The 20,628-nt window shown below is 60.6% G+C and carries 11 protein-coding genes; 4 read left to right on the forward strand and 7 right to left on the reverse strand.

Going from position 1 to position 20,628, the window contains the following annotated elements:
* Positions 1-60 precede the first annotated feature (60 nt).
* Positions 61-933, reverse strand: coding sequence for a hypothetical protein (locus tag MOP44_RS09240; protein ID WP_260795752.1), 873 nt, complete (start codon positions 931-933; stop codon positions 61-63).
* A 331-nt stretch (positions 934-1,264) separates the two neighbouring features.
* Here MOP44_RS09240 and MOP44_RS09245 point away from each other — a divergent pair, with 331 nt between their 5' ends.
* Positions 1,265-3,328, forward strand: coding sequence for a M13 family metallopeptidase (locus MOP44_RS09245; RefSeq protein ID WP_260795753.1), 2,064 nt, complete (start codon positions 1,265-1,267; stop codon positions 3,326-3,328).
* Positions 3,329-3,430: 102 nt separating this feature from the next.
* Here the strand turns inward: MOP44_RS09245 and MOP44_RS09250 are convergent, their stop codons facing one another.
* A complete protein-coding gene (locus MOP44_RS09250; RefSeq protein WP_260795754.1) occupies positions 3,431-4,513 on the reverse strand; it encodes an alpha/beta hydrolase in 1,083 nt (360 codons plus the stop codon).
* A gap of 179 nt (positions 4,514-4,692) precedes the next feature.
* Here MOP44_RS09250 and namA point away from each other — a divergent pair, with 179 nt between their 5' ends.
* The gene (namA, locus tag MOP44_RS09255) at positions 4,693-5,811 is read left to right on the forward strand and encodes an NADPH dehydrogenase NamA (RefSeq protein WP_260795755.1); all 1,119 of its coding nucleotides are present in this window, start codon (positions 4,693-4,695) and stop codon (positions 5,809-5,811) included.
* Between the two features lie 140 nt (positions 5,812-5,951).
* The gene (locus MOP44_RS09260) at positions 5,952-6,449 is read left to right on the forward strand and encodes a MerR family transcriptional regulator (protein ID WP_260795756.1); all 498 of its coding nucleotides are present in this window, start codon (positions 5,952-5,954) and stop codon (positions 6,447-6,449) included.
* A gap of 14 nt (positions 6,450-6,463) precedes the next feature.
* Here MOP44_RS09260 and MOP44_RS09265 read toward each other — a convergent pair whose 3' ends face one another.
* The 5 genes from MOP44_RS09265 to MOP44_RS09285 form a co-directional block, all read right to left on the reverse strand.
* Positions 6,464-7,585, reverse strand: a complete 1,122-nt coding sequence (locus tag MOP44_RS09265) for an aromatic ring-hydroxylating oxygenase subunit alpha (protein ID WP_260795757.1) — start codon at positions 7,583-7,585, stop codon at positions 6,464-6,466.
* A gap of 69 nt (positions 7,586-7,654) precedes the next feature.
* The gene (locus MOP44_RS09270; RefSeq protein ID WP_260795758.1) at positions 7,655-8,137 is read right to left on the reverse strand and encodes a GNAT family N-acetyltransferase; all 483 of its coding nucleotides are present in this window, start codon (positions 8,135-8,137) and stop codon (positions 7,655-7,657) included.
* A gap of 52 nt (positions 8,138-8,189) precedes the next feature.
* Positions 8,190-8,729 (reverse strand): phage tail protein, encoded by a 540-nt coding sequence (locus MOP44_RS09275; protein ID WP_260795759.1) that lies wholly within the window; start codon positions 8,727-8,729, stop codon positions 8,190-8,192.
* An 18-nt stretch (positions 8,730-8,747) separates the two neighbouring features.
* Positions 8,748-9,248 carry a phage tail protein gene (locus MOP44_RS09280; RefSeq protein WP_260795760.1) on the reverse strand — a complete coding sequence of 167 codons (501 nt, stop codon included), beginning with the start codon at positions 9,246-9,248 and terminating at the stop codon, positions 8,748-8,750.
* A 23-nt stretch (positions 9,249-9,271) separates the two neighbouring features.
* On the reverse strand, positions 9,272-9,769 hold the full coding sequence (locus MOP44_RS09285; protein ID WP_260795761.1) for a phage tail protein: 498 nt from the start codon (positions 9,767-9,769) through the stop codon (positions 9,272-9,274).
* A gap of 390 nt (positions 9,770-10,159) precedes the next feature.
* Here MOP44_RS09285 and MOP44_RS09290 point away from each other — a divergent pair, with 390 nt between their 5' ends.
* A complete protein-coding gene (locus MOP44_RS09290; protein ID WP_260795762.1) occupies positions 10,160-20,200 on the forward strand; it encodes a beta strand repeat-containing protein in 10,041 nt (3,346 codons plus the stop codon).
* Positions 20,201-20,628: the final 428 nt, after the last annotated feature.

Raw genomic sequence — 20,628 nt, forward strand, 5'->3', positions numbered from 1 at the left:
CCCAGGGATGCATGGCCAAATCGGCCGGCTTCCCTGGGCATTGTGCTTTATGTCGCAGTGCTACATTCCGCCCCAAAGCCGCGCGGCTGCCATCTCATAGCCACGACGGAAGCCCTCGCGATATTCGCCTGCCAACTCGGGAGGCATATGCGGGTGGCGATATTCATCGCGATTGTTGGGGTCGGGTGGACGACCGTTGCCGCGGTCCTTCTGTGCGCCTTCCATACCGTCATGGAATCCACGGCGCTGGACGTCAGAGAAGCGGCCGGGGGCCCGCCAGCTGTTTGGATCGCCTTGGAATTGCCATGTCTGTTCGCCTGAAAGCTGCGACATGGCAACCTCGTATCCGCGCATAAATCCGCTTCGGAACTCGTCTACCAACTCAGGCGGGACGGGCGGATTGCGGTACTCGGAATTGTCATCAGGGTCTGGCCGGCGATGGTACTGGAAGTCGTCGCGCGCACGTTCGGTGCCTTCGTGGAAACCGCGGCGGGCTGCATCGTTCTGGAGCCCCCGCATGCCCCAGTCCCAGTTCTGCTGCGGTGCATAGGCTCCCGGAGGCGGGTAGCCCTGCGGTGCCTGCGCGCCCCACAGATGCGAAGCGGCGACAGCGTAACCGCGGCGGAACGCATGCCGGTAGGCTTCGCGCATCTCGGGGGGGATGTCCCGCGGCATGTCGTCAGGGTCGCGATACTCTTCGCGGTTATTCACGTTCGGACGGCGGCCGTTGCCGTAGTCTTTGTGCGCGCCTTCTATACCATCGTGAAATCCGCGGCGCTGCACGTCGTTGAACTCCTGTGGGGGAACATCCCAGCCATACTGCTGGCCTGAGAACGCGGGCTCTGGGGCCGCGGCCGCAGATGGTGTGGGACTCAGAACGGCGATGCCGAGAACAACTGCGGCCGCCGGTACGACAAACCAGGTGGGAGTCATGGCTTGCTCTCTCCTTTCAAGCTTGAAACGTAATCTGGGTTCGGAAGTTGCGGTGGAGGGGCCCGATACGTCGGATGGGGAACGCAGCTGCAATCGGGTGCACAAGCGGAATTTCGATGGCTTGCATTGGGCGCATCTATAGACAGGTTGCGAACTCTCAACAGATGGTTGCCGCACGGAAGGCGCGACAGGAAGGCAGGGATATACACTGACGGTGGCCTCGCGCCGGCAGGCGAGGGAACCGGTTCAGGTCCGCGTGCGTTTAACTGATAGGAATAAGGCACTCTTACGTCAACTCATCGCACCTTCCCGCGAAATCGGAGCAGAAAACATGAAGAAAAGATTCAGTCTCACAGCGGCACTCGCAATCTGTGCCGTGTGTACCGCCTTGGGCCATGCGCAGACGTCGAGCACAAGCCAGGAGAAGCCGGAGCGGCTCGCCGGTCTTGAGCCTTCGTTCATCGACAAGAATGCTGACCCGTGCACCAACTTCTTCCAGTACGCTTGCGGAAATTTCAGCAAGCAGCATCCCATTCCGGCGGATCGCTCCGGGTTCGGCACGATGAGCATGCTTTATGACGAGAACCAGAGCATTCTGCATTCGATCCTGGAGAAGGCGTCGACAGGCGGAGCAAGCCGCACGCCCAACGAGCAGAAGACTGGCGACTACTATGCCTCATGCATGGATGTGGCGGCTATCAATCAGAACGGACTCAAGGGCCTGCAGCCGGAACTCGATCGCATTGCCGCGCTCAAGAGCAAGGATCAACTCGCGCCGCTGCTCGCGCACCTGCAGCTCATCAATGTGAATGCGTTCATCGGGTTCGGCGAGCAGCAGGACTTCGGCGATGCCACGCGGCAGATTGCGTCCATCGACCAGGCCGGGCTCGGTCTTCCGGAGAAGGACTACTACCTGCGCACAGGCGAGGCCGATCAGAAACTCCGCCAGCAGTACGTGGAGCACGTAACCAATACCTTCAGGCTGCTTGGCGAGCCGGATGCGAAGGCCGCTGAAGATGCGAAGAAGGTGATGGATATCGAGACGGAACTGGCGAAGAATTCGCTCGATGTCACCTCACAGCGCGATCCCAACAACATCTATCACATGACCTCCGTCGCCGATTTCGAGAAGATGACTCCGGCCATTGACTGGAACAAGTTCCTGTCGGATGTGGGCGCGCCTCCCGTCGAGAAGCTGAACGTGACGTATCCGCCGTTCTTCAAGGCGTTGAACTCGCTGATCGAGTCAACCGATCTGGAGACGATCAAGACCTATCTGCGCTGGCAGCTCATCACCAATACGCCGAGCACGGCGTTGCCGGAGAAGTTCGATCAGGAGCACTTCAACTTCTATGGCAAGACCCTGAGCGGGCAGCAGCAACAGCAGCCACGCTGGAAGCGGTGCGTAGCCGCGACTGACGGCGCGCTGGGCGAAGCCCTGGGCGAGGTCTATGTGAAGCAGGCGTTCCCGGCGAGCAGCAAGGCTGCCACGCAGCAGATGGTGCGCGACATCGAATCTGCGATGGACAAGGATCTCGACACGCTGGACTGGATGAGCGCCGACACCAAGGCCAAAGCCAAGCAGAAGCTGAACGCCATCGCCAACAAGATCGGGTATCCCGACAAGTGGCGCGACTACTCAAGCCTGAAGATTGAGCGGGGTGATGCGCTGGGCAATGCGATTCGCGCGATCGAGTTCGAGAATCACCGCCAGCTCAACAAGATTGGCAAGCCGGTTGATCGCGGCGAGTTCGGCATGAGTCCGCCGACGGTGAACGCCTACTACAGCCCGACGATGAACGACATCAACTTCCCTGCAGGCATCCTGCAGCCGCCGTTCTGGGACTCCAATGCGACGGACGCTGAGAACTACGGGCACATCGGCGCGGTGGTGGGCCACGAGCTTACCCACGGTTTCGACGATGAAGGCCGCCAGTTCGACGCAGCCGGCAATCTGAAGGACTGGTGGACTGCCGAGGACGCGAAGAAGTTCGAGGCCAAGGCGGATTGCGAAGTCAAGGAGTACAACGCGTTCACCGTTCCCGGCGATGTGCATGTCAACGGTAAGCTGACGCTGGGCGAAAACACCGCTGACAACGGTGGCCTCCGCCTTGCCTACATGGCGCTGCTCGAAGATGCCAAGCGCAAGAGCCTCAACATGGACGAGAAGAAGGACGGCTACACTCCGCAGCAGCAGTTCTTCATCGCGTTCGGCCAGAACTGGTGCGGCGAGCTTCGTCCACAGCGCGCGCGCATGCAGGTGCAGACCGATCCGCACTCGCCGCAGGAGTTCCGGGTGAACGGCGTGGTTCGCAACATGCCGGAGTTCGGCCAGGCATTCAACTGCAAGCAGGGCCAGCCGATGATGCCCGACAACATGTGCCGGGTGTGGTGAAAAGGCAGGGAGTAGGGAATAGGGAGTAGGGAATAGTAAACAAGAGCCGGCCATTCGCGATGAGTGGTCGGCTCTTGTGTTTGCGGTGAGGCCTTTCTAAGGCTAATCCTTGCTTTTAAGCTGTTTCACAAAGAAATCGGCCATCATGTGGTTCGCCTCCAGCGCCTCCGGCATCTTGGGGTCGTACCAGAAGGCGTGGGGCAGTGCGTCGAACACGATCAGCTGCGCATCCACGCCGGCGTGCAGAAACGCGCGGTGCAGGTTTGCCGTGCCACTGAGCAGCAGGTCGCGGCCGCTGGTGACGAAGAGCGTTGGGGGAAGGCCATGCAGGTCCGCGTAGATCGGCGACAGCACCGGATCCTTCACATCCGTTGACGCCACATAGAACGGATCATGCGCGCCGGGCTGCGGCGGATCGAGATGCCCAGACAGGCCGCGCAGCGCATACATTGAAATCGAATCGCCTGCGCGCCCAAAATCTCCCATGCCGCTGAAGATGCCCAGCGCCGCTGGCATCGGCATACCGAGCTGCTTTATCTTCACCGCGACTTCGCCGGTCAGGATGGCGCCTGCCGAAGTTCCGTAGATCACGATGTTCTTTGCCTTGTAGCTCTTCAGCAGTTCCTTGTAGACGGCGATGGAATCGTCCACCGCAGCGGGAAACGGATACTCCGGCGCGAGGCGGTAGAGCACAGCCACCACCTTCATCTTTGCGAAGCTGGCAATGGGAATCGATTCGGTATAGGAGCCCGAGTCGGAGTTGAAGCCGCCGCCATGCAGGTTTAGCAGCACCTTGTCTTTGTTCTCATCCGGCATTCCGTCCGGTACAACCACATGCACCGGCACGCCCGCGATCGAGCGGTCGGTCAGCGTGTTTGGGCAGATCTTCGTCCACTCCACCTTGGCGCCCGCGGTGTAGGCATCCGTCATCTTGCGCCGTTCGGCGAGCGACTGCGGCGGTCCCTGGTCGGGCTCGCGGCGGCTCAGTGAGGCTTTCGCCTGCGGGCTCAGATCCTCGGGAACCGGCACAACCCGCGTCACGTGGGCAGTGCCGTTTTCGTCGATGTAGCTGGTGTCACGAGTCGGGGCCTCGGCCGCGGTGGTCGGTTTGGGCGGAGTAGGTTTTTCCTGTGCGGCGAGAGCAGAGACGGCGGCAAGGAGGAGTGCAGTGGTAAGGCATTTCATGTGGGAGCCTCGGCGTGTTCGGGTTCGAGCGTGCTTCATTCGGATTGCGTGGCGACGGGTCCACAATAACAGAGACGCTGAAGGCGGCCCGCGGCATACTGCCGGAATGCATGCATCGGAGCGGCATGCTTTTTCATCTAGGGAAAGACCGCTGATTTGCGGTGGAGGCTTTCGACTCGATGCATCCGCTCTTTTCGTCCTTCGACCTGCGCTCCGTCACGTTCCCCAACCGCATTGGTGTGTCGCCCATGTGCCAGTACTCGTCGGTCGACGGGTTCGCGACTGACTGGCATCTCGTCCACCTGGGCAGCCGCGCGGTCGGCGGGGCGGGACTGGTGATACTGGAGGCTTCAGCCGTTGTGCCGGAAGGCCGCATCACCCCATCCGACCTCGGCATCTGGAAGGACGAGCACATTGCCAAGCTGGAGTGCATTGCCGCGTTTCTGCACTCGCAGGGCGCGCGTGCCGGCATTCAGCTTGCGCATGCCGGCCGCAAAGCCAGCATGTCGGCACCGTGGCATGGCGAGCATCTGGTGCCTCTAGCCGAAGGCGGGTGGACCCCCGTCGCGCCGAGCGCTATCGCCTTCAGCGACAAATACGCGGTTCCGCAGGAACTCGATCAGGCGGGCATCGAGGCTATTGTCGCCGCGTTCCGCGGCGCGGCCAAACGTGCCCACCGCGCTGGTTTTGATGTGGTGGAGATTCACGCTGCCCACGGCTACCTGCTGCACGAATTCCTTTCGCCGCTATCGAACCATCGCACTGACCAGTACGGCGGCAGCCTTGAAAACCGCGCAAGGCTCCTTCTCGAAGTCACCGATGCCGTTCGCGAGGCATGGCCGCTCGAACTGCCCCTGTTCGTGCGCATCTCAGCCAGCGACTGGGTCGAAGGCGGCTGGACGATCGATGAATCCGTCGAAGTCGCTCGCATGCTCAAGGAGCGCGGCGTGGACCTGGTTGACTGCTCGTCGGGCGGCAATCTACCCAGCGCGAAGATCCCAGTGGCGCCGGGATACCAGGTCCCGTTTGCCGCGCGCATCAAGCGTGAGGCGGGCGTCGCCACAGCCGCAGTGGGCCTGATTACAGAGCCGGTGCAGGCCAACGACATCATCGCCAATGGCGAAGCCGACCTGGTACTGCTAGCGCGCGAGATGCTGCGCGATCCTTACTTCGCCGTGCACGCGGCCGCGGCTATGACGGAACCCGCAAGCTGGCCGGAGCAGTACCTCCGCTCCGCGCCTCACCACTCGCCTGCGCGCGTCGGTATTGAAGGTCGCGTGGAGGGAATTGGAAAGTAGGGCAAATGGGGTTGGGCAGGCAGACCTGATCCCCGGCCACCTAATCAATTGATCACCATCTGCCGCTTTTTGCTTCACAATTGGTGCAACTGGTGGCCTATACTGCGAGAGGGCAGTTCGGCTCGTGCCCTGGAGGATCCTTGGCCCAGGCTTCGAGAAAACACGCGTCGGATACGCCGGTCATTCCCGACCGGCTCTATTTCAAAATCGGCGATGTGGCGCGCATCTGCGGGATCGAAACCTACGTGCTTCGATTCTGGGAGACGCAGTTTCCTCAACTCAAGCCCAATAAGAGCGGAACCGGCCAGCGCCTCTATCGCCGCCGCGACGTGGAACTGGCGCTCGAGATCCAGCGGTTGGTGCACAAGGAGGGCTATACCATCTCCGGCGCCCGCCATGCACTGGAAGGCGGCGTCAAGCGCGTGACGGCGCCTGCGCAAGCGGTCGCCGAGCCCGCAACCGAGCCACCGCCTATGATGCTGCAGCGCAACGACACTATGAAGGCTGCACTGGTTCAGGCCCGGAATGAACTTCGGGAGATTTCGCAGCTGCTCGACAACCCGCAGCCCACAGCACGCCGCGAGCGCGCCAAGGTCATCAAGGTCCGGCCGGAGCTCGAGAGCCTCTTCCCGATGTAGGCTCGGCACTCGGTTTATTCCGTAGTTACCCCAGTTCCCCTGCGCAGATCGCCAGCCAGCAGCCGATGAAACAGGTGCTCGCCGGCTTCGCGCCGCACGGACAACCTTCCCGCCCCATACGCCCGCGACCCCAGCCCGCGCTGCACTGACTCGCAGATTCCCACATCCTCGTCCTGAATGCGATCACTCACGGCGACGCTCTCCGCGTTGTGTTCGCGCGCGGCCTCACTCACATCTGCGAAGTAGAAATCGAACTGCACCAAGCAGCGGTCTGGGGCGAGCGGCAGTACCAGGTTGGTGTCCATCACGCCTTGGTAGATGTTGACCATGAAGTTGGGATAGAGCCAGTAGTAGTAGGCACGGTCTCCAGTCCTCGTAGCTGAAACATCGACGTGTTCCCCGCTCGCCACCATCGGGCTCGACTGCAGGCAGTAATGCGCGCTGTTCTCGATCGTGTATTCCTTGTAATCGAGGACGCTGTTCAGTCCCTTGTGCAAATGCGGAACGTGATAACCGCCATCGAGGTAGTTATCCACGTAGACCTTCCAATTGCAGGCCAGCGTATAACTCCTTCTTTCGAAGAAGTGGATGTTACTCAGCCCCAGCGGGGCCACGCGCGCGGGCAGATCGCCGAGGAAAGTTTCCAGCGGCGGCGCGTCTTCGCTCAGTGTCACGAAGACAAACTGCTCCCACGCAGCCACACGCACTGGTATGAGCCCATTCTCCGATCGTTCGAAGTTACTGACTCCGGCAAACTCGGGTGCGCCTTTCAACGACCCATCGAGGCCGTAGGTCCAACCATGGTAAGGGCAGCGCAGGTGCTCAGCTTTGCCGCAGGGCGCAGTCATCACCGCTGCGGCATGATGCCGGCATACGTTGTAGAAGGCGCACAGCTGCCCATCGCTCCCCCGAACCACCACGAGCGGCTCACCGGCGATCTCCACCGTGAAGTACTGCCCTGGCGCGGCGACTTGGTCCATACGGCCAACCGCGATCCAGTTACGAGCGAACACCCGATCGCGCTCGAGCACTGAGAACCGCGCATCGAGGTACCAGGGGGCAGGAATTGTCCAGGCCTGCTCCAGCGGAGCGGAGTGGTCGTATAGATCCAGCAATTCGGCCAAGGGCTCAATCACGAGGAATCCTCTGCGCTAGATGGTATTTCTTCTGGAAGTCATTCGCGCCAGTAAACCGGCTAGAGGTGATCAGAAGATCGGCAGCGGCTTCCACTCCATGTAGCAATACATCTCGTCCTCGCGAACGATGTTGAAGCCGAGGCGCTTGTGAAAGCGCAGCGAGCCGGGGTTAAACCGGAAGACAGTGGAAGTGATCCCGTGGCCCCGTTGCTTCGCTTCCTCCTGCACCCTTTGCACCAGAACCGTTCCAATGCCCTTGCTCTGCACGCTGGGATGAACCGCGATGTCAACCAGGTGAAACGCGCGCTCTCCCGGCGATACCCAGAGGCGCCCCACCGGCTTACTGTCGAGAAGAACGATGTGGTAGCAGGAGTTGGGATACATCTGTGTATAGGCGGACATTTGCCCGTGAAACTGCATGCGAATCAGATGTTCCTTCTGCGTGGCCGAAATTTGAGCCACGTCGAACTCGGGGCCGCGCAAGGCGGAATACAGCTCGTAGAGGAAGATCTCGTCCTGAGGAAGAGCGGGGCGGACGGCTAGCATTGACATATGCGATTAATATACGGGGGCCGGGCCAGGCCCTGCCCCCATCACAGTGTAGCTAGCCGCGAGCAGGGAAGATGCCCTGCAGCGCGATGCAGAAGTTAAGCGTGAGAAACGGCATCATGTTGTTGTGCGGCTGACTGCCGCCTGCGAGCCCCACCACATTCGCATTGAGCTGTCCTGGGGTACTGGGGGGTGGAATGTACGGGGTAGGCGGGGTAGTGCCGCCAGCCTTGGCAAGCATGGAGTTAGTTGGATTCGTGGTTTCGCCGCTGACTCGGGTGCCGTCAACACAGCCAAGGGTGTGCGTGTGCATCGGCATCTCCGACTGGATGAGGGTGACGGTTTGAGTGCCGCTTGATTCGCCCAAATCGTAAAGCGAGAGACCGGGTCCCTGGCCTGGTTGCAGGGGAACGCAGCCCTGAAGATTGGGAAGCGCAAACGTGTTAATTCCGTTTCCGCCATAGGTAGTCCCCAGCAGCGAAAACAGCGCCGTATTCTGCGAGAGGGCCATAAGCTGGCCGTCGCACATCGCCCAGCCTTTGGGCGCGAAGTTCAACGGCAATATTCTGATCTCCGCCAAAAATGGATCTGACATGTGTCGGTCTCCTTACGGCTAGGTCTGGCTGGGGAAGATTCCCTGCAGAGCGATGATGAAGTTGAGCACCAGATAGGGCTGCATGTTTTCATGCGGCTGACTGCCCCCGGCGTTTGCGATTTGGCCGGGATACATTGGAGTCAGAGGGGGATTGGCATCGCCGTTGTAAATCGGCGCGGCGCCGAGCAGGTTCCCGGAGGGAGACGCCGTATTCCCCGCGGCGGTCGTGATGTTCCAGAGATGATTATGTGTCGGCATCTCGGTGATGCTGAGCGTGTGGGTCTGCTCGCCGCCCATTTGGCCAAGAGTCAGTCCGTTGCCCATGTGCGTGGGAACGCGCCCCTGAAGATTGGGCAGACCAAAGGTCTGCATGCCATTGCCGCCATAGGTCGTGCCGAGACACGCAAACAAAGCCTGGTTCTGATTGATCGGCAGCAGTTGCCCGTTGCAGAATGTCCACCCCTTGGGCGCGTAATTCCAGCTAATGATCTTGATCTCGGATAGGAAAGGTTCACTCATGTGCCGTTCTCCTTATTTCCTGGCTAACTCTGGCTGGGGAAGATGCCGTAGAGCGAGATGATGAAATTCACGCACAAGAACGGCTGGATATTGCTGTGGGGCTGGCTTCCTCCTGCGGTGGTAAGAGATGGAGACATCGCAGCATTTCCGGCTGTGTTGGTCTCGTAGATATCAGCACCTTGGGCCAGATAGTTTCCGCCAGGCTGGCCGGCAGTATTCCCGCCAGTCGTTGCAGTCGCCGTGTGACCGTGAACCGGCATTTGCTGCGAAGTCAGAGTCACATTTTCGCTGCCCGCTGCCTGGCCCAGCACGAAGCCGGAACCCTGATGCATCGGCACCCGGCTTTGAAGGTTGGGAAGGGCAAAAGTTTCCTGCCCGTCTCCGCCGTATGTAGTCCCTATCAACTGGAACAACACGTCGTTTTCGGAAATTGGAACGAGTTGGCCTGCGCAGAATGCCCAGCCAACGGGGGCGAAATTGCCAGCGAACATGCGGATTTCGCCGACATATGGGGTACTCATACGTGAACTCTCCTGGGAGCTTTTGGGGTAGGAACGGGGAGCGATTGTGAAGCTTATCACCTTGCGCCAGCGGTTGTAAGTAAATATTTAGTTTCGAGCAATTCGGTGGAAGGTCCAGTGTCCTACTGCGACTTTAGTAACCCCATGAAATTAACTCCCTCTGACCAGATATCCATTGACAATGCTTTTGCTCGAAGGTACTAGTTAAGACTGTTCCCCTAAATGCTCGCGGTTTCTGCTGTATTCAAAGTCGCCTTTCCGACTGAGCATAGGAAATAGACTTGGCCCTCAGATAGAGAGCGGCGCGAAACTGGGGTTTCTGCGCCGAACACATAGACCTACGATCTCCATGCGAGCGTGCCAAATTCCCCGGAAGTCGAGGTCCCTGGCATGTCATCTCTCGTTCGTTGTGTGTTGCCTGCGCGGTTCGTCCGCCTGTCTCTTGGCCTGCTTGCTCTCACGGTTGGCGCTCTCTTACTTCCATCACAAGGCCATGCCAGTTGCTCCACTGTTGGTAATGTAACGACTTGCACGGGCGGCTCTATCTCACTGAGTTCCACGCTCAACGCATCGGCGGGTTCTTCGGCGACAGTGTCCGGCCTGGGGACGGTCTCGGCTATATCAATCACCCTCAACAACGTCAGCGTCTCCGGCACCTCCCCGGGCGGATTGAACAGCGTGGCAATGGTACTGGTGTCTCCGGGTGGCACAGCGCTGGATTTCCTGTCGGGCGTGTGCAATTCGTCAACTGCCACATTCTCGGTGGCAGACACCGGGATCAACGGCACGAACAATGTCAATCTGATGATGCCGTACATCGGTTCCGGATCGACGTGCCCCTCCGCGCTTGGAGGCACCTATTACGCCAGCGATTGGTTCCCGGGGCTGGACACTTTCAGCTCGCCTGGGCCCGGTACCTCCTATCTCTCAGGTGGAAACGCCGGCAAAGGGGGCGCCGGCACCGCCAACCTGGCCAGCGCATTCGGTCTTCCGGGTTCCTCCAATATGAATGGCACCTGGACGCTGTATGTCGCCAACCAGGCCACTCCGGTCGGCACTGGAAGCATCGGATCGTGGTCCATTTCCTTCACGACTATCGCGGCAACGGCGACGACGACCAGCCTCAGCACCAGCCCCAACGGTGCCTCTTCGATCGTGTACACCAACAAGAACGTGCACGGCGACTCCACGACCGGAACCAATGTGACGCTCACGGCAACGGTCAGCCCAGACCCGGGGGGTGGCACCGTCAACTTTTACGACAGTACAGGCACCAACCCAGGCCAGGGAACGCTGCTTGCCTCGAGTGTTGCAGTCAGCGGTGGCGTGGCACAGACGACGGTGACGTTGAGCACCGAAGGCAATCGTTCCATTTCGGCGGTATACAGCGGGAATTCCTCGTATGCCACCAGCACGTCGACGAAGGCCAACGTTCTCACGACCAATCATCCATACAGTCCGTCATCCAACGTCTTCTGCAACGGACCGATCACGATCAACAATGATCCTGGTAATGATCCGAACAGCGGCGCCGCTACTCCGTATGCCTCTCTGATGGTGCTGGACAAGAACCAGTCCAATATCGGTACCATCGCGGGAACAATCCAGAGCGTCTCGGTCAGCCTGAACGGCATCAACCTGACGAATGGGACCGTTCTGCAAGACCTGGGCTTCCTCCTGCAGGCGCCGGGCAGCAACACCAGCCTGATTGGCAGTTCGGGCAATGCGTTCGAGTTTCTCGGCTGGGGAGGTAATCCCTACACCAGCGGCTCGCTCACGATCTCCGACAGCGGTTCGGCCCAGGTTCCTTTCGATGCGGCGCCCTCCTGCAGCACCTGCCTTCCCACGGACAATTATGTCGATAATGGTCCAACCAACATCGACAGCTTCCCGCCTCCGGCGCCTACGCCGACCGGTAAGGCCGCTCCAACCGGCTCCGACACGTTCCTGACGCAATTCGGCGGCCAGGGAGCGAATAACACATGGAGCCTGTTTACCGCTGACCGGCTCGCGGAAGTCACGCCTTTGGGATCGATCGCGTCATGGTGCCTGAATTTCAGCATGCAGGCGAACGCGCACCCCACAACGACAACGATGACCTCCTCGGCGAACCCCGCCCAGTTCACGGCCGTCAACAATACGGGCAAAGCGACCATCACCCTGACAGCCACAGTCACATCCGATCAGACGGTGAATGCCGGCTCGGTGACGTTTGTCGACGGCAGCACCAGCCTGGGGTCCGCGACCGTCGTGAACGGGGTTGCAACGCTCAGCAATGCCCAGTTGAACGAGGGCACGCACGAAATCACCGCCACCTATGGCGGCACGAATACCGGCACGGAGTTTGGCGTCAGCACCTACAAGTATGTAGAGCGCGTGAACGCGAACACGGTGCCCACCTCCGGTTCCGGAGCTGGCCCCTATGTGTATTGCAACCCGGGCGCGATCACCGCGCCGGGGCTGAACGCCGATGCGGGCGCGGCATATCCGTATCCGTCGAACATCTTCGTGACCAATCTGCCGGGTACGGTGGCCGGCACGAGCGTCACGTACAGCGCATTCAACACCAAAGACCAGGCTGCCCTGATGTCCCTGGTGGTTGGTCCGAGCACCAACAGCAACAAATGGAATAACCACTTCGACTTCTTCTCGCTGACGGGCAGCGCCTGGAACGGCATTGGTGGCCTTCCGACATTCACTCCGACCTTCATTGACGGAGGCACCGCCATCGGCAGCACGACTCTTTCGACCACGGGCAACTACGCGCCGGAGAGCTTCGAGAATCTGACCTTCCCGCAGTGCCCGCCGAACGCAGCGGATTGCGGAACGCAGAATGTTGGACCGCCGCTGGGAACCAGCTCCACGTTCACGCCCACTAACAAGGCGAATGGCTCGACCTTCTTCGGCAATGCCGGCCAGCCGGGCATTTTCGGTGGCACGAGCTCCAGCACGTACAACGCAAACGGCACCTGGAGTCTCTACCTAGACGACGGCGGCCCGCTGGGTGGCGGCGAGCCTACCAACCTCACCCAGGGATGGTGCGTAAACTTCACCATCAATCAGCCGGTCGTCGCTCCCAGCACTTCGCACTCGGGGAACGGCATCGGCGGCGACTTCATCCAGGGCGAGCAAGGCGGCCAGATCACGGTGGATGTAGCCAACGACGGCCCGGGCTCCACCGGCGACCCGACGGGCAACAGCCCCATGACGGTCACCGACACGTTTTCCAATTCGGATCTGACCTTCAACGGCTCGGTTGGCAACGGAACCGACTGGACTTGCACGGCGACGGGCACGCCGCAGACCGTGACCTGCAAGAACCACGACTCGATTGCGGCGGGCAGCAACTACCCGACCCTTACCATAGGCGTGAATGTCGCGAATAATGCGGCGTCGTCGTACACAAATAAGGTCAGCGCGGCTGGCGCGGGCGCATCCTCCGTAACCAGCGGCAATGACGTCATCACCATCGATCAGGCGCCGGTTTTGGCAGTCGCCGTGTCGCACCCGAGCAACTTCACTCAGGGCACCAGTGGCGAGTGGGATGTCACGGTTAGCAATACCGCGACGACCGGCAGAACGCTAGGTACCACCACGACCGTCATCACTCTGCCGGCCAATTACACACTTGCCGGCTCCTCGGCAACGGGCGCAACGTGGGGCTGCGGCGGCGTGAGCAACATGATCACCTGCACCACCACGTCGAACATCAACGGCGGCGCCAATTCGAAGATCGCTCTCAACGTGAATGTCCCCGACACCTCACCGACCTCGGTGAGCACCACGGCCATCGCCTATGGCGGCGGAGACCTGAACCATACGACTGCCGGAAGTGCAGCGACCTCGAACGTTGATACCGCGACGGTGATCCAGGTGCCGGCAGCGGTGACCATCAACAGCGGCGACTCGCAGTCCACTACGATCCTGACTGCTTTCGCAAGCCCGCTCGTTGCCACCGTGAAAGATGCGGCTGGCGTCACAATTCCGAATTACAGCCCGGTTAGCTTTGCAGCCGCTACGGGCACCAACGGCCAGGGCGGTACCTTCTCAAACAGTTCGTCCATTATCTCGACCACGACCGGAACCGGTGGAGCAGCCGGCCAGGTAAGCGAGACGATCACCGCTAACAACAAGGTTGGCGTTTTCACCGTAACGGTCACCGCGGGAACGGCACAGGCCACGTTTAACAGCCTGACCAACCTGCATGGCGCGCCAGCCGGTATCACTGCCGTGAGCGGCACGCCGCAAACCACGGCAGACACGACTTCATTTGCCGCCCCGCTGGTTGCCAACGTTGTCGACATCGGCGGCAATGCCGTCCCGGGAGCCACCGTTACCTTCACCGCTCCGTCAACAGGAGCAAGCGCCATCTTTGCCGGCGGTGTCACTACGGCGATCACCGATGCAACCGGCAACGCTACGTCCGCAGCGCTGACGGCGAACGGCACATTGGGCACTTATTCCGTCACAGCTAGCACGTCGGGGCTCGCCCCGGTGTCGTTCTCGCTCACCAACGCACTTGGTGCGTATGCGCAACTGGCAGTGACCATGCCGCCGCCCGTCTACGCCACGGTACCAACACAGTTCACGGTGGTTGCTGAAGATGCCGGCGGAAACCTGGTGTCGACGGCGACTCCCACACTGCACTTCACCAGCACCGATAGCGCGGCGAACATGCCGCCAGACGCGACTCTGTCGGGTGGAATCGGAACCTTCACCGCAACTCTGAACACCCTGGGAACCTGGGATGTTTCGGCGACCGATGCCACGAACTCGTTTACAGGCACAGCCAGCAACATCAACGTGCTCGCCATCCCCATCCTTGTGGTGACAACTGCGGCGGATGACTCGGCTTCGCCGTTGGCTTCCAATTGCACTCAGCAAGCCGCAGCGGGCACAGGCACAGATAGTTCCTGCAGCCTGCGCGACGCGCTGCTGGAAGCTGCTGCTCTGGATGCGGCAAACATCTCGTTCGATACGGCCAAGCTGGGCTCCTCGATTTCGATTAATGCGGGAAGTACGCTGACAGTTCCGGCAAACACGAATATTCAGGGACCGGCAACAGGCGTGACGGTGAATGGCGGCGGCGACTCGAGCGATTACTCGGTATTCACCGTCGGCACTGGAGTAAAAGCGAGCATGACTAACTTTGTCATCTCGCACGGCAACACTTCAGGCAACGGCGGTGGTATCCAGAATATGGGCGCGCTGACCGTAACCGGCACCACGGTCTCCGGCAACTCGGCCCATGCCGGTGGCGGCATCGCTACCCTGAATCCGGGCACCCTCACACTGACGAACTCGACCGTTTCTGGCAACACAGCCAGCGCCAACGGCGGCGGCATCTATAGCGAAGGCGCGCTGAGTGTCACGAACTCGACCATCGCCCAGAACACGGCTGTGACTCACGGCGGTGGTGTCGATAGCAGCGCTGCGGCGCAGGTCTACGACAGCACGATCTCCGGCAACACTGGAAACACCGGCGGCGGAATCGCAGCTGCCAGCGGCACGTTCACGCTCGCCAACACCATCGTGGCAGGAAACTCGGCTCCGAATAGCGCGGACGGGAACGGCACTTTCACCAGCGGCGGCCACAATGTGATCGGAGATGGAACCGGAGCAACTGGCCTCAGCAATGGCGTCAACGGTGACCAGATTGGCACAACGGGGGTGCCCGTAAATGCGGCGCTCACAGCCCTCGGCAACTATGGCGGAACAACCCAGACGATGCTTCCGCAGCCCGGCAGCGCGGCGATCTGCGCTGGCGCCGTTGCGAGCATGCCGACTGGCCTGGCTACCGATCAGCGCGGGAATCCAAACATTAACACCACCTACTTAAATGGCAGTAACTGCGTCGACGCTGGATCCGTGCAGACGTATTACGCCATGTCGTTCACGACCAATCCTCCGGTTAGCTTTAACTCAGGTGACATCATGTCGCCTTCGCCGGTCGTCACGCTGACTGAGAACGGCTCGACCAGCTCAGTCACTGGAACCGTGACTGTGGCCGACAGCGCCGCCAAACTGACAGGCACCACCAGCGTGAATCTCGCCGGGGGCACCGCGACGTTCGGAGATCTGAGCACCAGCGGACCGGTATCTTCCGACAAGCTAACCGCGACCCTCGCCCTTACAAGCTCCATTAGCCTCACGGCAGATAGCGGTCTGTTTACGACGCTTGGGGAGCCAACCCTCGGACTTGTCGTCTCGCACCCAGGCGCATTCATTCAGGGACAGGCTGCGGAGTGGGATGTCACCGTAAGCGATGGCGCCGCCAGCCGGCCCACCTTCGGCGTCACCCAACTCGTTGACACCTTGCCCACGGGCTACACCCTCGCAGGCTACAGCTCTGTCGACGGCTGGACCTGCACTCCCTCCGGCGGCACAATCACGTGCTCATTGAGCGCGTCGATTGCAAGCGGCGCATCGTCGACCATCGTTCTTACCGTCAACGTGCCGGCTGATTCGCCGATCTCGGTCACCAACACCGCCCAGGTCTTTGGCGGCGGTGATCCTCTGCATACCAGCCTGGCAACGGCCCTCACAGCGTCGGACACCAATGTGCCCGTGCAGCAGGTGGCCGCTTCCATCACTCCAACCGGGACCTCACTTTCGGCTGGGGTTACCACTGCTTACAGCTCACTGGCAGTAACCGTCACTGACGCCGGTGGCGTGCCGGTTCCGGGAGTCAACGTGATCTTCACCGCTCCCGCAAGCGGTGCCAGCGGAACCTTCTCCAACAGTACGAACACCATAACCATCACCACGGATTCCAGCGGCGCTGCCGATCCCGGCACATTCACCGCGAACACTGTCGCTGGTCCCTACACGCTCGTCGCACAGTCGGGCGCTGCCTCGTCCAATTTCTTCCTCGACAACACGGCCGGCGCGCTCTCGCAGATTCTTCTCACGGCTCCCCCCAACGCGTTTACGACCTGGCCGATCTGGGTGACTGTGGTCCCTGAGGATCAATACGGAAATCTCATCTCGGGCTTCTCTGACAGCCTGCACATCACCAGCACCGATCCCGCGGCGGATCTGCCGCCGGACGGCCCGCTCTGCAGCTGTGATCAGTTCCAGGTGACGTTCAACACAACAGGCTCCCAGACCATTACGGTGGTTGACACTACGAATCCGGGTTCATTCACCGTAACCTCAGATCCGATCATCGTGGCAACGCCTCCCAACTTTGTAGTGACCTCGCCTGGTGATGGTCCAGCGGATGACGCGCAATGCACCCCGCAGCCTGTACCCGGCGTGGGAAGCGGCACAACCTGCACCCTTCGCGATGCGTTGAACGCCGCATCCAGCTTTGGCGCAGGCAATATCAGCTTCGACAACACCGTCTTCAGCGGGCCAACCACCATCACATTGACCAACGGCGTTCTGGAAATTCCGAACGATACCCGCATCACCGGCTCTCACACCGGCACCGGCAACTCGCTCAGCGATCTGATTACCGTGAGCGGCAACAATGCGAGCGGTGTCTTCCAGATCACAAATCCAAGCTCCCAGGGAGCGATCGATGGAATCGGTATCACCGGGGGCGCCGTCACTGACTCCCCTTCCTTCACGTTCGCGGCCGGACCGGCGATCTACAACAACGGAACGCTCTCAGTCGACAGCAGCGTCATATCGTCAAACAAAGCCACATCCACAGGCAGCACATCGGTCTCGGCCGGCGGCGCAATTTACACCGACAACGACCTGGAGATCTCAAACAGCAACATCGTCAACAACCAGGCCATTTCGGCTTACGAGGCACTTGGCGCTGGCATCTACAACGTAAGCTACGTCAACGCCAGCAACCTGATCGTCAGCAACAACGCGGCTTCAGTCACGGCATCCAACGCTCTCGCAGCCGGTGGTGGCATCCTGACAGGACTTCCCGCCGTGGGTGCGAGCGCCCCCGCCGCAGTTGGGGCCGCCCGCACCGCGGTCGGCAGCAGCAAGACAGCAGTAACCCGCCTCATGGGTGAAGCGGGTGGCTCCCGCGGTGCTGCCAAGGGTAACGCTTCGGCTGGTACATCAACTCCGAGCGCAACAGCTACGAGCAACGCCACCCCGGGCGGAGCTCCGGCTTCGGGCACAATCGACCTGGACTACAGCACGATCTCGAACAATAGCGCGGCCGGTTCGGCAGATCATTCCGGCGATGCGGCCGGCGGCGGCATCGCTACCATCAATGGCCAAATGTGGATGGCCTACACCACCGTCGCTAATAACTCGACCACCGGCGGGAACACCTACGGCGGCGGCGGCCTTTACTGCCTGTGCGCTCAGGAAATCGAAGACAGCACGATTTCCGCAAACACCGCGGACTCCTACGGCGGCGGTATCCTGCTGGATTCGGGCGCGGCCATGCTCCTGGGGAACAGCATCCTCTCCGGAAATACGGGTGCGACTGACTCTGACCTTTCTAACTTCGGCTCAGACCTTGATCTCGGCGGTAACCAGGTTGGTGTGAGTGGCATCAATTTGGCAACGCTCTCCGACTACGGCGGCGGGGTTCCGACCATGATTCCGTTGCCTGGCAGTCCGGCGATCTGCGGGGCGCAGTTGCCCAACATTCCCAGCGGAGAAACGCTGGACGAGCGCGGATTCCCGAACGTCAACGTTACCTATCCCGGCTACACCGCCGGCAACCAGTGCGTCGACGCAGGAGCCGTACAGACCAATTACACGATGACGTTCTCGTCACAGCCGTCGCCGATATCTCCTGCGACGACGCTTGACGCGAACACCAACTTCCAGGCGGCAGTCACTCTGAATGAAAGCGGAATTGGAACCAACGGTATTACGATTCCGCTGACGTTACTCGGTCCTGGCCCACTTAGCGGAGGCTCTGCAGTGACGGTGGGCGGAGTCGCTACCTATTCCGCTCTGAAGACAGGGCATGGCGCCCCGACCAATATTCTCAAAGCCACATTGGCTCTAAACAGCGCTCTCAAACTCACGAGCCAGAGTTCGCCGTTCGAAGTGCATGGTCCTCCTTTCGGCGCGATCAGCGCGGTCAAGGATGCGCGGTCGCAAGCGGCGACGATCGCCCAGTCGGATAATGTCCTGGCTGAGGGGTGGGCGGTAGATCCCCAAAGCGGCGCGCCAGTGAGCAGAGTGCAGATCCTGATTGACGGCAAAGACGCGGGCAACGCAACGCTGGGGCTGGCACGGCCTGATGTTGCTGCGAACACCAGCAACATCAGCTTTTTCAGTTCCGGCTGGTCGTTCACGTATTCGGCCGCGGGGTTGTCGCTGGGAACCCACACGATTTCCGCGGTGGCCTACAATTCGCTCGGTGTTTCGGTGAGACTCGGGGTCGTCACCTTTACGGTGGCCAGTACGAGCACGGGTCCGCCCTTCGGCGCCATCAGTGTGGTTAAGGACGCAAAGACGGGCTCGGCGGCAGTCTCCCAGTCGGATAACCTGCTGGTCGGGGGGTGGGCGGTAGATCCTCAGGACGGCGTGCCGGTGATCAGGGTGCAGATCCTGATCGATGGAAGCGACGCCGGCAACGCCACTCTGGGTTTGGCACGTCCTGATGTGGCTGCCGCCTTCAACAATCCCGCATACCTGAACTCCGGCTGGTCGTTCACTCATTCGGCTGCGGGATTGTCGCTGGGAACGCACACGATTTCCGCGGTAGCCTACGATAGGCTCGGCCTGTCGGCGACCCTTGTTGGCTCCGTCACCTTTACCGTGACCGCCTTGAGAGTGACGCCCCCCTTCGGCGCCATCAGCCTGGTTCGGGATGCGAGGACGCACGCAGCAACAGTCGCCCAGTCGGACAGTGTAATGGCCGCGGGGTGGGCGGCAGACCCGCAGGACGGCGCGCCGGTGAGCAGGGTGCAGATCCTGATCGATGGAAGCGACGCCGGCAATGCCACGCTGGGCCTGGCACGTCCCGATGTGGCTGCCGCCTACAACAATCCCGCATACCTGAACTCGGGATGGACGTTCACCTATCCTGCCGCAGGGTTGTCGCTGGGTATGCACAGCATTAGTGCAGTGGCCTACGACTCGCTCGGTCTGTCGACGACCCTCGGGACAGTGACCTTCACTGTGGCCACCACGAGCATAGGCGCGCCCTTCGGTGCTATCAGCTTTGTTCAGGATGCTCAGACGCACGCGTCGGCAATCTCCCAGTCGGATAACCTGCTGGCCTATGGTTGGGCGGTAGATCCTCAGGACGGAGCGCCGGTAAGCAGGGTGCAGATCCTGATCGATGGAAGCGACGCCGGCAATGCGACTCTCGGGCTGGCACGTCCCGATGTGGCTACCGCCTACAACAATCCCGCATACCTGAACTCCGGATGGACGTTCACCTATCCTGCCGCAGGGTTGTCGTTGGGAACCCACACGGTTTCAGCGGTAGGCTACGACTCGCTTGGACTGTCGGCGACCCTTGCTAAAGTCACTTTTACGGTGCAATAGATCGAATCCCCGGACGGAGGAATTGCCTCGCGCTAGCGAGGCAATTCCCCAGGCGTCAACTTCGCGAGCGGTCTGGGTGTTTCCGCGTCTTTGGGTCTATGGAGGATCCGACTGATGTCCAATGAGCCCCGAACTCGGCTATAAAGGTCTGCAAATCCCTTGCAAAAGCGGAATTCCCGATTAAACTCCGATCAATCATCCAAGCAAGTTATTGATTCGATTATAAGTCGATAGGAGAGGGACGACGAGGCCGTATATGTATGGCCTGTGCGGAACGAACGGCAACAGCGGCGGTAGTTCTGTACCACAGGTGAGGGGTGCTTGGCCAATGTCCTCTCGGGTAGCCTCTGGTACAGTCAGTGGTTTGTTGGTCTGCCACTTGCAAAATTGTGCGCCGTGAGGCATCCTGAACACAGTCCACATCTGAA

Source organism: Occallatibacter riparius (genome assembly GCF_025264625.1).
Lineage (GTDB): Bacteria > Acidobacteriota > Terriglobia > Terriglobales > Acidobacteriaceae > Telmatobacter > Telmatobacter riparius.